At 63.7% G+C, this 15,613-nt stretch carries 12 protein-coding genes; all 12 read left to right on the top strand.

From position 1 onward, the window contains the following. Positions 1 to 369 precede the first annotated feature (369 nt). The 12 genes from L0U82_RS01120 (at position 370) to L0U82_RS01065 (ending at position 15,594) form a co-directional block, all read left to right on the top strand. Positions 370 to 2,094 carry an NAD(P)/FAD-dependent oxidoreductase gene (locus tag L0U82_RS01120; RefSeq protein ID WP_233827920.1) on the top strand — a complete coding sequence of 575 codons (1,725 nt, stop codon included), beginning with the start codon at positions 370 to 372 and terminating at the stop codon, positions 2,092 to 2,094. Between the two features lie 198 nt (positions 2,095 to 2,292). Then, on the top strand, positions 2,293 to 3,042 hold the full coding sequence (locus L0U82_RS01115) for a helix-turn-helix transcriptional regulator (RefSeq protein WP_233827918.1): 750 nt from the start codon (positions 2,293 to 2,295) through the stop codon (positions 3,040 to 3,042). A gap of 200 nt (positions 3,043 to 3,242) precedes the next feature. Further along, on the top strand, positions 3,243 to 4,295 hold the full coding sequence (locus L0U82_RS01110) for a porin (protein ID WP_233827916.1): 1,053 nt from the start codon (positions 3,243 to 3,245) through the stop codon (positions 4,293 to 4,295). A gap of 68 nt (positions 4,296 to 4,363) precedes the next feature. After that, positions 4,364 to 5,758 (top strand): indoleacetamide hydrolase, encoded by a 1,395-nt coding sequence (iaaH, locus tag L0U82_RS01105; RefSeq protein ID WP_233827914.1) that lies wholly within the window; start codon positions 4,364 to 4,366, stop codon positions 5,756 to 5,758. 60 nt (positions 5,759 to 5,818) lie between these two features. Further along, entirely contained in the window at positions 5,819 to 7,012 is a 1,194-nt protein-coding gene (locus L0U82_RS01100; protein WP_233827912.1) for a substrate-binding domain-containing protein, read from the top strand. 12 nt (positions 7,013 to 7,024) lie between these two features. Further along, positions 7,025 to 7,876 carry a branched-chain amino acid ABC transporter permease gene (locus L0U82_RS01095; RefSeq protein WP_233827910.1) on the top strand — a complete coding sequence of 284 codons (852 nt, stop codon included), beginning with the start codon at positions 7,025 to 7,027 and terminating at the stop codon, positions 7,874 to 7,876. Continuing rightward, positions 7,854 to 9,704 (top strand): branched-chain amino acid ABC transporter ATP-binding protein/permease, encoded by a 1,851-nt coding sequence (locus L0U82_RS01090; protein WP_233827908.1) that lies wholly within the window; start codon positions 7,854 to 7,856, stop codon positions 9,702 to 9,704. The genes L0U82_RS01095 and L0U82_RS01090 overlap by 23 nt, the downstream gene beginning before the upstream one ends. Then, the gene (locus L0U82_RS01085) at positions 9,701 to 10,423 is read left to right on the top strand and encodes an ABC transporter ATP-binding protein (RefSeq protein WP_233827906.1); all 723 of its coding nucleotides are present in this window, start codon (positions 9,701 to 9,703) and stop codon (positions 10,421 to 10,423) included. Before L0U82_RS01090 ends, L0U82_RS01085 begins: the two co-directional genes overlap by 4 nt. Before the next feature lie 322 nt (positions 10,424 to 10,745). Continuing rightward, the gene (locus tag L0U82_RS01080; protein WP_233827904.1) at positions 10,746 to 11,201 is read left to right on the top strand and encodes a CHRD domain-containing protein; all 456 of its coding nucleotides are present in this window, start codon (positions 10,746 to 10,748) and stop codon (positions 11,199 to 11,201) included. Positions 11,202 to 11,483: 282 nt separating this feature from the next. Beyond that, a complete protein-coding gene (locus tag L0U82_RS01075) occupies positions 11,484 to 12,851 on the top strand; it encodes a cytochrome c (RefSeq protein WP_233827901.1) in 1,368 nt (455 codons plus the stop codon). Then, positions 12,848 to 13,327 carry a (2Fe-2S)-binding protein gene (locus L0U82_RS01070; protein ID WP_233827899.1) on the top strand — a complete coding sequence of 160 codons (480 nt, stop codon included), beginning with the start codon at positions 12,848 to 12,850 and terminating at the stop codon, positions 13,325 to 13,327. Before L0U82_RS01075 ends, L0U82_RS01070 begins: the two co-directional genes overlap by 4 nt. Next, positions 13,324 to 15,594, top strand: a complete 2,271-nt coding sequence (locus tag L0U82_RS01065) for a xanthine dehydrogenase family protein molybdopterin-binding subunit (protein ID WP_233827897.1) — start codon at positions 13,324 to 13,326, stop codon at positions 15,592 to 15,594. Before L0U82_RS01070 ends, L0U82_RS01065 begins: the two co-directional genes overlap by 4 nt. Positions 15,595 to 15,613: the final 19 nt, after the last annotated feature.

Genomic DNA, 15,613 nt, shown 5'->3' with positions numbered 1-15,613 from the left:
CGGATCGGCAGAAAGCGCGATCTTATCGCATTGCGTACTTCGGGCTACATAAGCTATTGCCGATGAATAGAGCGACTGCTCGGATATGCAGATCGCGTTGCGATTCGAATCAGTTTATTTACTACTCGGATTGAGACATCACGATGAAAGCGGGCCGTAAACGCCGGTAAAAAAACACCGCCAAAGAATTTCTCGCCTCACACCTTCCATTCAGCCGCAATCGGGCTCGACTGTACGTATCTCCGCTGCTGTCTTCATCAATCTTGAGGATAGCGCCGGCCTTTTCGGCCACCTAGTCTCGCTTCAGCCTGCATGACGGGCGGATCTTTCGTGGGAATCCCAATCACCTCTTTTCCTGTGGAGAGCTTCATGGCTTTCATTCCAAATCTCAGATCGCGTGTGCAGGCTGTCGAATCGTTTTCATATATCGATAATCTTTTCGACTACGGCGCATTTATCCAGGGTGCGACGGAGGCCATCGGTATCATCCCCGCGGCGCAACAGAACGCACCGATTGCGGTGATCGGCACCGGCATCGCGGGACTTAGCGCCGCCTACGAACTGCTGCGCGCGGGCGCGCGAAACGTCGTGATTTACGAAGCGACGGGGCGTCTGGGCGGGCGCACCTGGAGCGCCAACTTCGCGAGCGCGCCGGCCAACTTCTATGCGGAACTCGGCGCGATGCGGTTTCCGCCTAGCGAATTCGGTCTTTTCACCTATCTGAACCGATTCCACATTCCTTATGCATCGAATTTCCCCGACCCCGGCAAGGTGGATACGAATATCGGCTATCAGGGCAAAACCTATGACTGGCCTGTAGGCGGTAACCCGCCGGCGATTTTCAACACCGTCAACGCGGGCTGGAATGCTTTCGTGGCACAAGGCTTCCAGGTGCCGAACGGCCCGAAGCTGATGGCGCCCGTGGCCATCACGACGCTGCTGCAGCAACGCAACTTCGCCGCCGCTCAAGCCGCATGGCAGCAGTACATCGACGTGTTCGAGAACGTGTCGTTCTACAACGGGCTCGTGCAAATGTTCACGAGCGCGAATCCGCCCGGCGGCACGCCGTGGCAACTGCCCGGCGACTTCCAGCTGTTCGGCGCGCTGGGGCTCGGTTCGGGCGGCTTCGGTCCGCTCTACTCGATCGGCTTTCTCGAACTCGTGCGCCTGATCGTCGACGAACTCGAAACGGATCAGCAATTCGTGCCCGGCGGCATTCAGTCGCTCGCGACTGCGTTCTCGAATCAGACCATCAACGGTGCGCCGATTTCGGCTCGAATCCGCTACAACACCGAGGTTGTCGGCGTGACCTCGCCGGGTCCCGGCAAGCCGGTCACGCTGCTGCTGTCGAATGGCACCGCGCCTCAATATAGCCGCGTCGTCATCGCGACATCGAACCGCGCAATGCAAATCGATCTGGGCCTGTCGAAGAGCGCGGGTCTGATATCCGCCAATCAGAACAGCGCGCTCAATCAGGTGCACATGACCAGTTCGTCGAAGGTATTCGTGCTCACCAGGAACAAGTTCTGGCTGACGAATCCGGGACTGCCCGCGAACATTCAGACCGATACGCTGGTACGTGGCGTCTATTGTCTCGACTACACACCGGGCAATCCGCAGGACCCCGGCGTCGTGCTACTCAGCTATACATGGGAAGACGACTCGATCAAACAGATGGCCATGGGCAGCAACCAGGCGCGCGTGCAGGAACTCGTCGCCGACGTCGCGCTGACCAACCCCGAGTTTGCCCAGTACGTCGTACCGATCAACGGCGATTACAACGGCAACTGCGTCATTATTGATTGGGACGAGCAAGCTCATTACTATGGCGCTTTTAAGCTCAATTTCCCCGGTGACGACGGATTGAGTCAGGCGCTGTTTTTCCAATACCTGGCATGCCTGACTCCGCAAACCGACACAGGTGTATATTTAGCTGGCGATTCGCTTTCGTTTACCGGCGGCTGGATCGAAGGCGCGGTGCAGACCGGCGTCAATGCAGCATGCGCGGTCATCAAGGCGCTAGGGGGTTCGATGTACACCCGGCTTAACCCCGTCGATACACCGCAGCAGAACGCCTACAACTATTACCCGTAATCGATGCGGTTTTCGGCGCGCCCGCGCAGACCCGGGCCGCGCCGGATTTCAGGCAGGACAGCAGCGGACCAAGATCCGCACGACAACAGACCAGATACGCAGTGCCATAACAAGCGCAGTGCCATAAAGACCATTGAAGGACCATTGAAAACGGTGATGCCACCGGTGGCGGTGACCTGATACGGGGGAGTTTCAATCATGTATCTAAGCAGCGATCAATGCCGCATTCTTCCGCAGATCATGGCGACGCTTGCGGAACCGTTCGACCGCGAGACCCTCAGGTGCCGGCTCGGAGAATTGTTGTTGAAGCTGCTGCGCGCGGATTTCTTTGCGAGCTATCAATGGTCTGATACGGATGCGCGTTTTGTGAGCCGCGTGTCGATCAACATGACCGACCGCAATCTGCACGACTATGAAAAGTACTACCAGTTTCACGATCCTATTACGCATGTACTGAGGCAACGCCTCGCGCCCACTCGGGTCACGCAGATTCTTCCGCAGGACAAGCTCAGACGTACCGAGTTCTTCAACGACTTTCTGTGGCGCGACGGTTTGTACTGGGGCCTGAATCTTCACATTCCGGTCGACGGCACGAGCACCGCCGACTTTCGCATCTGGCGATCTCGCGTTAGTTCGGATTTCGAAGACGACGATCTCGAGTTGCTGAAGATGATTACCCCGGCAGTCAGTATCGCGCTGCGGCGCTCGCACCGTCGCGAGCAGATCGATGCCACGCCGGCGTTGCAACAGATCTGGCATTGCGCCGGTCTCACCGCGCGCGAACTGGAGACCGCGATGCTGGCGGCGCGCGGCCTGCCCGACAAAGAAATCGCGCGGCAACTCGGTATTTCGTTCACGACGGTACGCACGCATCTGAAACACGCATTTCGCAAGCTCGATCTGGAAAATCGCGTCCAGCTCGCGGCTTCTCTGCGCCCGCCGTTCTGATCGCCGCGCGCCCGCGCGGCTACGCTTTTCCCCTCTGACAATCTTTAGCGTTCCTCCTCACTCGCGGCTGCGTCCTCCTCAATCGTCAGGATAGACCGCGCAATTTGGCCCCTCCATATTGGCGTCACATAACGATGCATTCAGCACATCGCGGCTGTTAAGCATCGCGAGTTCTATCTCCTGTCCCAACCTAACTGACGATGAAGATAAAGATAATTACGCGCGTCGCCGCTTCGATACTGTGCACCCTGCCGCTGCTCGCCACGGCTCAATCGAATGTCACGTTATACGGTGAAATCGACACCGGCATACAGTTCCTCACGCATGCTGGCGCCAATGGCGGCAATCAATGGTCGATGGCATCGGCCGGATACCAGCCTTCGCTATTCGGCCTCACCGGCACCGAAGATCTGGGCGGCGGCTATCGCGCGCTATTCCGCCTTGAACAAGGGATCAATTCGAACGATGGCTCCGCGCTGATTCCGGGCGACATGTTCGCGCGCGCCGCCTATGTCGGTATTGCCAACGACAACCTCGGCACCTTGACCGCGGGCCGTCAATTCAGCGTGCTGTTCGATAACACGATCATTTACGACCCGACGTTCTTCTCCAACTACTCGCTCTTTTCCGATTACTTCATTCCGTTGTCGAACGTGTGGGTGAATAACTCGGTGAAATACCGTTCGCCGATTCTCGGCGGCTTTACGGCCGAAGCACTGTACGGCTTCGGCGATCAGATCGCCGGCGACTCGCGTTCCGGACGCGTGATGGAAGTCTCGCTTAAATACACGCAAGGCGGCTTCGCGGGCAGCGCGACATGGGCGCAGACCAACGGCTCGCACGAGCCGGGTGCGGCCGCTTCGGCATCGGGCGAACTCGATACGCGCGCCGCGCTCGCCGCGCGCTACGCATTCGATCGCCTGACGATCTATGCCGGCTACGAGAACATCTCCGGTTCGTTGCAACTGACGCCGCGCGGCAACACCTATTTCGTCGGACTCGGCTACGACGTGTCGCCGTTCCTGAAGCTGACCGGCCAGGTCTACCGCTATGACCAGGGCGGCTCGTCCGCATCGACCATGGGCTACGTTGCCTCCGCCGGCTATCTGCTGTCGAAGCGCACGACGCTCTACGCCAACGTCGGCTACGTGAATAACCGCAATGGCGCGAACTTCGGTTTGAACCCCTACACGACAACGGCCAACGGTCAGAGCCAGTTCGGCACCACTGTTGGGATTCTCCACAGGTTCTAGGCGGCTTCCATGCAGCCGTGACCTGACGACACAGCGCCTCGAACTACTTGCAGAGAACTTGCCATTCCATGACTTCCGATCTGCTTGACCTCTCCCTTCTCGACGTGCGGCGCGGTCTAACGCACAAGCACTTCTCGTGCACCGAATACGTCGAAGCGTTGTTGCACGCGCGAAACGCGCAGCGCGCGCTGAACTGCTTCATCACGTCCAACGATGAAGCGCTGCGTATCGCCGCGCGCGCATACGACCGGCGCCCCGGCGCCGGGCCGCTGGCCGGCATCCCTGTTGCACTGAAAGACAATATCGACGTCGCGGGACTGCCGACGACGGCGGGCACGCATGCAATGCGCGCACATGTGCCGGGCGCTCACGCGCACGTCGCGCAACGTCTGTTCGAAGCCGGCGCGCTGTTCGCGGGCAAGACCTCGATGCATGAACTCGCGCTCGGCATCACGACCAACAATGGCGTATTCGGTCCGTGCCGTAATCCGTGGAATCCCGCAAGGATTCCTGGCGGCAGCAGCGGCGGCAGCGGCGCGGCAGTCGCCGCGCGGCTGGTGCCCGCCGCGCTCGGCACCGACACCGGCGGCTCGGTGCGCTTGCCGGCCGCACTGTGCGGGGTGGCGGGGCTGCGCCCCACCGTCGGCCGCTATCCGCAAGCAGGCATCGCGCCGATCTCGCATACACGCGATACCGCGGGTCCGATCGCTCGCACGATCGACGACCTCGCGTTGCTCGATGCGGTGCTGGCCGATATCGCGAACGAAGGGCCGCCACCCGAACTACATCCCCGTTCGCTGCGTTTGGGCGTATTGCGCGAGCAGGGCTTCGCCAGGCTCGACCCGGCCGTGCGCGAGGTGATCGAAGGCTCGCTCGACACACTCGCGCGCGCCGGCATCGAACTCGTCGACGTGTATATCGAAGGTCTCGATACGTTGAATGACGCGATCGGCTTTCCCGTCGTGCTGTACGAATTCGTGCGAGACCTGCCCGCCTATCTGGCCGCGGGCGGCAGCACGCTTACGCTGCGCGACATCGCGGCCGGCATCGGCAGCCCGGATGTCGCCGACATCGCCCGCCTGGCGATGGACGACCCGGTGTCCGACGCGGTCTATCGCGGCGCGCTCGACGCGCGCATCACATTGCAGGCTGCGTACCGGCGCGCATTCATGGATCACGGCATCGACGCGCTGGTGTTCCCGACGGCACCGCTGCCTGCTTGCCCGATCGCCAACGATGCGGTGCTCGTCGATGGGGTCTCCGTGCCGGTGTTCGCCGCCTACATCCAGAACACGGATCCTGGCAGCAACGCGGGCATACCGGGCGTCACGCTGCCGGCCGGTCTGACACGCGATGGCCTGCCGGTGGGCCTCGAACTCGATGGCCCCGCCGACTGCGACCGGCATCTGCTCGCGGTCGCACGAGCGGTCGAAAGAGTGCTCGGCCCGATACCGAGGCCATGACCCGGTCCGATCGTCGTCTTTAAGCCAATCCATTTATCGAACAATTACAAGGTACGTTGTATGAAACGTCGAGAGTTTCTGAAGCGTGGCGCGTCGCAAGCCGCATGGGTCGCGCTGGCGCAAACGGCGGGCATCTGCGCTGTGGGTACGACGGTGTCGATGGGCGCGCGCGCCGCCGCGCCGCTGAAGGTAGCCGTGATGATTCCGCAAAGCGGGCCGGCCGCGCTGTTCGGTCCGTCGAGCCGCAATTGCAGCGAGCTGGCGGCCGCCGATCTGAACAAGTCGGGCGGCATACTCGGCCGCCCGATCCAGTTGCTGTTCGGCGACGCGGGCGCGGGCCCCGATGCAGCGCGCCAGACCGCGCTGAAGCTGTGGAAGGGCGAAGGCGCTGAACTCTTCGTCGGCATGCACGACAGCGCGGTGCGCGGCGCGCTGACCAGCCTGTTTCACGGCCAGATCCCGTACTTCTATACCGCCAGCTACGAAGGCGGCGAATGCTCGCCGGGCACCTACGTGACCGGCGAAACGCCGCAGCAACAGCTGGCGCCGGTACTGCCGTGGTTTGCCGCGCATCAGAACATCAAGCGCTGGTACTTGATCGGCAACGACTATGTGTGGCCGCGCAGCACCAATGCGGTCGCCAAAAAGTACATCGCGAATTCGGGCGGCACCGTGGTCGGAGAAGAGTATCTGCCGTTCTCGGTCGACAACTTCGATACGAGTCTCGCGCGCATCAAGTCGAGCGGCGCGCAGGGCGTGCTCGTCACGCTGGTGGGCGGCGCATCGGTCGCGTTCAACCGCGCCTTTGCGAGCTTCGGACTCGCGAAAGACGCGATTCGCGTCGGCACGCTGATCGAGGAAAACACGCTGGCCGGTATCGGCGTCGACAACGCGGCCAATCTGTATTCGTCGGCGGGCTATTTCGCTTCGCTCGATACGCCTGCCGCTCGCGCGTTCGCGAGCCGCTATACCGCGAGCTATCCGGATCCGTCCGCGCAACTCAATTCGCTCGCGGAATCGCTTTATGACGGGTTCCTGATGATCAACGCGATCGCGCAGCGCGCCGGGCAGATTTCGGTGCCGGCGTTCGATCACGCCTCGGAAGGCGCGCGCTATATGGGCCCACGCGGACTGATCCAGATGAACGCGCGTCACACGGTCGAGAACATCTATCTCGCGCGGGTCGGCCAACACGGCTTCGAAATCGCCGAGACGTTCCCGCAGATCGGCGCGCAGCAAAACTGTCGTGTGTAAGCGGAGCCGATGATGGCCGCAACTCTCACCTTCGGACTCAACCTCGGCTATCAGCTCACCGTGCTGGCGATGCTGGCACTCGGGCTCGCGATCGTCTTCGGACTGCTCGGCGTGATGAACATGGCGCACGGCGAATTCGTGATGCTGGGCGCGTACAGCGTCGTGCTCGCGCAGCGCTGGGGACTGTCGCCGCTCGCCGGCGTGCCGCTCGCGATCGTCGTGTGCGCGGCGACCGGCTGGATCGTCGAACGGGTGCTGGTCAGGCCGCTATATCGGCGTCCGTTCGATACGCTGCTCGCGACATGGGGCGTATCGATTCTGCTGCGCGAGGCGGTCCGCGCCAGCTTCGGCGCCGGCTACCAGAACGTCGCGGTGCCGCTCAGCCACGCGGTGACGTTCGCGGGCGTCGCCTATCCGGCCTGGCGCCTCGTACTGATGCTGGTAACCGCCGCGTCGCTGCTCGCGATCGGCATCGGGTTCACGCGCAGTCAGGTCGGCGCGTGCCTGCGGGCGAGCATCGGCAACCCGGACCTCGCGCGCGCGATCGGCATCGACACGCAACGGGTGGCCACGCTGACCTTCATCGCGGGTGTGGTCAGCGCGGGGATCGCCGGTGCGATGCTCGCGCCGCTCGTGACGATCTCGCCGTACATGGGCCTCGATTACCTGCTGAAGGGCTTCTTCGTGCTCGTCGTCGGCGGCATCGGCACGATCGGCGGACTGCTGGCGGGCACGGCGATCATCGGCGGCGCGCAAAGCGGCGTGGCGTCGGTGCTCGATCAAACCGCCGGTTACGCGGCCGTGCTGCTTCTCTCGATCTTATTCCTGTGGATGCGACCCGATGGCATCGTTACGCGCCGATAGCGGCGACTCCCTGATTCAGCCCACGCGCGCCATATGGGCTCGCCATGCGCTCGTGTTCGCGCTCGTGGTGGCAATGATTTGCGCCGTACCACGCCTGTTCGGCGATTACTTCTCGTATCAGCTCGGCCTGTATCTGCTGCTCGGTATGGCCACCCAGGGCGTGGCCCTGTGCTGGGGACGCGCCGGCCTGCTCAATCTCGGGCAGGCCGCGTTTTTCGGACTCGGCGCCTACGGCTCGGCGCTCGTGCTGCGAGCAACCGATGGCGGCGCGCCGGCGTGGCTCGCGCTATGGCCGCTCGCGATCGTCGTGCCGGCGCTGATCGCCTGGTGTATCGGCATTCTGGTGTTCAGACGACGCAGCGACAGCGGCCCGTATTTCGCGCTGATCACACTCGCGATATGCATGCTGCTCGAACTGCTGGCGACGCGCGAAACGGCCATCACCGGCGGCTTCAACGGCTTGACCGGCATCCCCGATTTTCCCGGCACCGATCGCTACAGCAGCCTCTACTACGTGATCGCGAGCGTCACGCTGGCCGTGACGGTTGCGCTCGGCTGGCTCGTGCGCACACCGCTCGGTACGTTGTGGCGTGCGCTGGCGCAGAACGAAATACGCGTGCAGAGCCTCGGCTTCGCGAGCTATCGCTTCAAGGCGCTCGCGTTCGCGATCGGCGCCGGGCTCGCCGCGCTGGCCGGCGCGCTCTATGCGCCGCATGAAGGCATCGTTACGCCGCAGTCGATCGGCGTGATGCTGTCGGCGCAGTTCGTCGTGTGGGCGGCGGTGGGCGGGCGGCGAAGTCCGGCGGGGGCGCTGTTCGGCGCGGTGGCGATCGGCTTTCTGTCGTCGGCGTTGCGCGATCGCTATCCGTTCTGGGAAGCTGCGGTTGCGCTGGTTTTTATCGTCGTGGTTCGGTGGCTGCCTGATGGATTGTCGGGCGCGATTGAGGCTGCGTGGCGGCGTGTTGTTGCGATGCAGGTCGGTACGCACGGCGCTTACGGCTCGGCCGATTCAGGCGTCCACTCGACGCCACCCGATGCGCTGCTCGCGCCGCCACTGATCCGCCACGCCAGTGAAGAACACATCGCGCTGCGGTTCGACGCCGTGCGCGTCACGCGCGGGCCGGTGCGGATCCTGCAGGAGCTTGCGCTGACCGTCGATCGCAAGGGCATCGCCTGCGTGATCGGTCCGAACGGCGCGGGTAAATCGTCGTTATTCAACACGCTCACCGGCAGTCTTCCGGCGGACTCGGGGCGCATCCTCGTCGATGGTGTCGACGTTACGCGATTGCCCACGTGGCGCATCGCGCAACTCGGCATCAGCCGCAAGTTCCAGATTCCGTCGATCTTTGCCGATCTGACGGTTGGCGAGAATCTTTGCGTCGCGTTGTGGAGTCATCGCCTGCGCGTGCGCACGCTGTTCGACATGCAGGCATGGCGATGGCGTTCGGCGCTGTACGACGCGTTGATCGTGCGCTTTCCGGCTCTCGCCGCGCAACATGACACACGCGCGGGAAACATCTCGCAGGGCGACCGCCAGGTACTCGAATTCGTCATGGTCGCGCTGACCGAGCCGCGCCTGATGTTGCTCGACGAGCCGTGCGCCGGCCTGTCGCCGCAAGAGACGCAGCGCATGTTCGACGCGATCGGCTGGGTCGTGCGCGAACTCGACGCCACCGCGTTGCTGATCGAGCACGACATGAACGCTGTCGCGGCGCTGGCCGAGCATGTCTATGTGCTTCATCAAGGCCAGTTGCTCGATGAAGGCGAATTCGCCGCGATCCGCGCGTCGACACGCGTTCGCGCGGTTTATGCGGGAGGTGTCAAATGAATCCGCAACCAATCTGGTCGACGCTGCGATTTTCCGGTCTCGTATCCGGTTATCAGGGTACGCGGGTCCTGCGTGGCATCAGCGGCGGCGTGACGCCGGGCGAAGTGCTCGGCGTGGTCGGCCGCAACGGGGTTGGCAAATCGACGCTGCTGCGAACGCTCGCGGGTATCGTCGAACCGGATGAAGGCACGATCGAGATCAGCAACACGTCCGGCGCCGTCGTGCCGCTAGGCGGGGTGCCGGTCTCGCGGCGGCGCCATCTGGGGATCAGTTACGCACCGCAGGAACAGATCGTGTTCGACGATCTGACGGTCGCGGACAATCTGACGCTTGGCCGCAAAAGCCGCGATCTGAAGACTTTCGACGCAGCGTTCACGCGCTTTCCGCGCTTGCGCGAACGCATCGCGCAACCGGCGGGCAAGATGAGCGGCGGCGAGAAGAAGATCCTTTCTTTCGTGCGCGTGCTTGCGGAAGCGTCGCCGATCACGTTGATCGACGAACCGACGGAAGGCGTCGCACAGGAGAATCTCGATCTGATGGCCGCAAGCATCGACGAACGCAAACGCACGGGTGCCGCGTTTGTGATCGTCGAGCAAAACCTGCAGTTCCTGCTCTCGATTGCCGATTCGATCCTCGTGCTCGACCACGGCGAAGCGGTCGATTCAGGCTGCGCGCACAAGTTCACGCGAGCGCGGCTCGAGCGCTATCTGGTGGTCTGATTACGCTCACGCTGCCTGCCTGCACGGGCGTGCGCAAAATCTGATATTCGCGGCGCGGGAATTTTTTCCGTTCTCGTCCGTTATCCCCACTCGACCGGTCCTGGCGAACCCGCCGCGCGCCTGCCCTGGGTGGGACGCGCGGCGGATCGCCGGCTGGTCGCACAACGAACGTCTATACTCGGCAAACGCTGACTCGCCTGGCCTCTCGCCTCTGAGTAGCGTGAAGCGATAGCAAGCTGAGAAAACCGTTCAGAACCCGGCAACCGTGGCACGGACGCGCGAAACGCGTGCCGTCCCGGCCCTGTCCCACTGGAGAAAACAAATGGCTATTTCGACAACACGACGAGCACTTTTTACGGCTTTGATCGGCGCTGCGTGCGCGGGCGTATTCGGCATCGCGCAGGCCGCACCGGTTTCGTTCACGGTGCCGCTGACCGGCGCGCAGCAGGTCCCGCCGGTGCAGACGCAAGGCAGCGGCAGCGCCGCGCTGACCTATGACGCAGCGACCAAGGTCGTGACGTGGAACGTCACGTTCAGCGGCCTGTCGAGCGACGCGACGATGGCGCACTTCCACGCGCCGGCCGCTGCCGGCAAGAACGCCGGCGTCGCGGTCTGGATTTCGGAGAAGGGCAAGCCGGTCACGAGCCCGATCACTGGCCAGGCAACGCTGACCGCCGACCAGGCGAAGGAATTCGAAGACGGCAATATGTACATCAACGTGCATACCAAGACGAACCCGAACGGCGAGATCCGCGGTCAAGTGATGCCGCCGAAGTAATTCGGTATCGCGTATTCGCGGCGCCGGCTCGATCGGTTGGCGTCGTGAATGCGGTCTGCGCGGTGCGCGCGATGTTCGCTATCGATGCGATCTTCATGTCGAACGCGTCGCGCATCCAGCCTCCGTTGCCTACACCTATCTTACGCGTCAGACACGCGCCATCTTCGCGCCACCTTCACGCCATCGGCGTCACCCCTGGCGCAATTCAGGCATTGCACGAAGCACGATTGCATTCTCGTGTGCTATACATGGCGACCTGTTTGATGCTTCGACGGAGACGCGATGGGCAACAGATGGATCGGCTTGGCGGCATCGTTATGGACATGCGCGGTACTCATCGCGTTGACGTCTTACTGGCTCGTGCATCCGGGCTTCGCGTCGGCGGCAAACGCAACTGCTAACGCGACGACAGCCAGCCAGGCTGCGCCCTCGGCCGATCAGATCGCGTTGCTCAAACACGGCGCGAATCTGGCCGCAATCGGCGACTGCGCGGTCTGTCATACGGCGAGACCCGATGCGCCGTTCGCCGGCGGACGCCCGCTCGATACGCCGTTCGGCACGATCTACTCGACCAACATCACGCCCGATCGTCAGACCGGCATCGGCGCCTGGACACTCGCCGACTTCACGCGCGCGATGCGGCGCGGCGAGTCACGCGACGGCCATCTGCTCTATCCGGCGTTTCCGTATCCGCACTTCACGCACATGACGGACGCCGACATCGCCGCGCTCTACGCGTATCTGATGTCGCGCGATGCGGTGCAGGCGAGCGCCCCCGCCAACCACTTGATGTTTCCCTTGGGTTTCCGCCCGCTGGTCGCGGTATGGAATCTGCTGTTCCTGCATCCGGGCGTCGAAGCGGATGGCACCACGCAGGGGTCGGCTTCATCACAGTCCGCGTCGGCCGACGCACAGTTATTGCGCGGCAAATATCTGATCGACGGACCCGCGCATTGCGCCGCGTGCCACACGCCGATGAATCTGTTCGGCGCGGAAAAGAGCGGCGAGGCATTCGGCGGCAACGTGATCGAAGGCTGGGAAGCGCCTGCGTTGACCACGCTGATGAGCGCGCCGCAACCGTGGACGCACGATCAGCTCGTCGCGTATCTGCGCAGCGGTTTCGCCACTGAACATGGCGCGGCGGCCGGGCCGATGCGCGCGGTCACGCAGTCGCTCGCCGATGCATCCGATGCCGATGTCGATGCGATGGCCGCCTATCTGCTGTCGCTGCAAAAGCCGCGCACGTCATCAGCCGCCGCGGGCTCGCCTATCGTGCAGACCGCGCAAACGAACCCGGCCCCCGCCGACGACGAACACATCCGCAATGGCGCGGTGCTGTTCTCCGCCGCGTGCGCGTCATGTCATGCAACGCATGCGCCGATGACGACGTTCGGCAGCCGGCCCTCGCTCGCGCTCGGCACGGCCGTCAACGCACACGATCCACGCAACGCGCTGCGGATGATTCTCGACGGCATTCCCACTGAGCGCAGCAACCGCGCCGTGTATATGCCGGCATTTGCCAGCACGTTCACCGACGCGCAGATCGTCGATATCGCCGCGTTCCTGCGCGCCCATTTCAGCAGTCAACCCGCGTGGACGCTCGATGAATCCAACGTCGCGCGGCTGCGCAAGGAGAACCACGAACCATGATCACGCTGACCGTGAATGGCGTGCAGCATCAGCTCGATATCGATCCATCGACGCCGCTGCTTTACGCATTGCGCAACCAGCTCGACCTGCACGGCGCCAAGTATGGCTGCGGCCTGGGCCAATGCGGCGCGTGCACGGTGATCGTCGGCGACCAGCCGGTGTTCTCGTGTCTGCTGCCGGTCGCGGCGATCGGCACGCGGGCGGTGCGCACGATCGAAGGACTCGGCAGCACGGAAAAGCCCGGCAGGCTGCAACAGGCGTTCATCGACCAGCAGGCGGCGCAGTGCGGCTACTGCATCGCCGGCATGGTGATGCGGGCGCAGGCGCTGCTCGATCGCGTGCCGTCGCCGAGCGACGAACAGATCCGCGCGCACATGGAGCCGAACCTGTGCCGCTGCGGCACGCATATGCGGATCCTTGCGGCGATCCGTCAGGCGGGGCAACAGGCTGAGCAACACGCGGGGCAACACTCATGAGCGATACCCGCACCCTGCCCGACAGTGCCAGCCGCCGCCGCTTCCTGGCGGCGGGCAGCGTGATGGTCGGCTTCACGCTGCTGCCCGCGGCGCGCGCGCTCGCGCAGACCACCACGACCGAAGCCGGCACCTTCACCGCGGCCGCGCCGAATCTGCCCGGCAGCCTGAAAACCTCGCCGTTGCTCGACGCGTGGGTCAGGATCGACGAGAAAAGCCGCATCACCGTATTTACCGGCAAGGCCGAACTCGGTACCGGCATTCGCACCGCGTTCATGCAGATCGCCGCCGAACAGCTCGGCGTGACACCCGAACGCATCACGCTCGTCACCGCCGACACCGAAGCGACGCCGAACGAAGGCTATACGGCGGGCAGCCACTCGACCGCCGATAGCGGCACCGCGATCGCCAATGCGACCGCTCAGGTGCGCGTGCTGCTGCTCGAAGCTGCCGCGGCGAAACTGAATGTCGACGTCGCGACGTTGACGACGCAAAACGGCGAAGTCGTCGCGAGCGACGGCCGTCGTCTTGCATTCGGCGAAGCGGTCAGCGGCGTCGATCTGCATCGCAATGCGCAGCCGGGCGTGCCGACGAAAGATCCGCATACGTTCAAGGTGATCGGCCAGTCGCTTCATCGCGTGGATATTCCTGGCAAGGTGACGGGCGCGCCACGCTATGTGCAGGACCTGAAACTGCCCGGCATGGTGCACGCGCGCGTCGTGCGGCCACCATCGTACGGGGCGACGCTGAAGACGGTGGACGTCGCACCGGTACGCGCGATGCCCGGTGTGATCGCCGTCGTACACGATGGCAACTATCTCGCCGTGGTCGCCGACGACGAATGGCGTGCGATCAGCGCGATGCGCGCACTCGCGGATGCCGCGCAATGGCAGGGCGGACCGCCGCTGCCCGCGCAGGCGACGATTCACGACACCCTGCGCAAATTGCCCGCGCAGGAAATCGCCGTGGCAAACACGACTGGTGCGGCAGCTCCGGCCGCGCAGACACTGCGCGCGCGCTTCACGAAGCCGTATCTGACGCATGGCTCGATCGGACCGTCATGCGCGGTCGCGTGGCTCAACGACGGCAAGATGACGGTGTGGACCCACACGCAAGGCGTCTTTCCGATGCGCAAAGGGCTGGCCGAAATGCTGTCGATGCCGCCTGAGCGCGTGCACTGCATTCACGTCGAAGGCTCCGGCTGCTATGGACACAATGGCGCCGACGACGTCGCCGCCGACGCCGCGTTGATCGCGCGCGCGGTGCCCGGCCGACCGGTGCGCGTGCAATGGATGCGCGAGCAGGAACACACGTGGGAGCCGTTCGGGCCGGCGATGTCGAGCGAGATCAGCGCGTCGCTGGATGCGACCGGGCAGATTGTCGACTGGAAGTTCGAGGTCTGGAGCAACACGCATAACAACCGCATCGAGAATGCCGGGCGCTTCATGCCGACATGGTTTCTGTCGAAGCCGTTCACGCCCGCGCCGCCGAAGCCGATCCCGATGCCGGAAGGCGATGGCGACCGCAACAGCATTCCGCTGTATCGCTTGCCGAACCTCTCTGTGCAATATCACTTTTTGCCGGACATGCCGATTCGCGTGTCGGCGATGCGCTCGCTCGGCGCATATCACAACGTCTTTTCGATCGAGAGCTTCATCGACGAACTGGCGCTCGCCGCGCATACGGATCCGATCGAGTTCCGGCTCAAGCATCTCGACGATCCGCGCGCACGCGCGGTGATCCAGCGTGCCGCGCAACGCTTCGGCTGGCCGCATCGCGGGCGCGCCGGCACTGGCGGGCCGATGCGTGGGGTCGGCTTCTCGTTCGCGATGTACAAGAATCTGATGGCGTACTGCGCGCTCGCGATCGAGGTGTCGGTCGAACGCGAAACCGGGTACGTGACGATAGAGCGCGTCGCGTGCGCGATCGATTGCGGACAGATCGTGAACCCGGACGGCGTGCGCAATCAGGTCGAAGGCGGCATCATCCAGTCGGCCAGCTGGACGCTATTCGAAAGCACGACGTTCGACGAACACACGATCACCAGTTTCGACTGGAGCGCGTATCCGATCCTGCGCTTCTCGTCGGTGCCGAAGGTCATCGACGTCGATCTGATCGATCAGCCGGGCGCGCCGTTTCTCGGCGTGGGCGAAGCATCGCAAGGGCCGATGCCGGCCGCGCTCGCGAATGCGATTGCGAACGCGACCGGGCAACGGTTCAGGGATTTGCCGCTGTCGCCGGAGCGGTTGCGGGCGGCGTTGCGGGTGTAGGGGGGTTGGGGGAGGCCGG

This window comes from Paraburkholderia sp. ZP32-5 (assembly GCF_021390495.1).
Lineage (GTDB): Bacteria > Pseudomonadota > Gammaproteobacteria > Burkholderiales > Burkholderiaceae > Paraburkholderia.
Note: the sequence above shows the minus strand (reverse complement) of the source record. Positions and strands in the feature narration are given on the sequence as shown.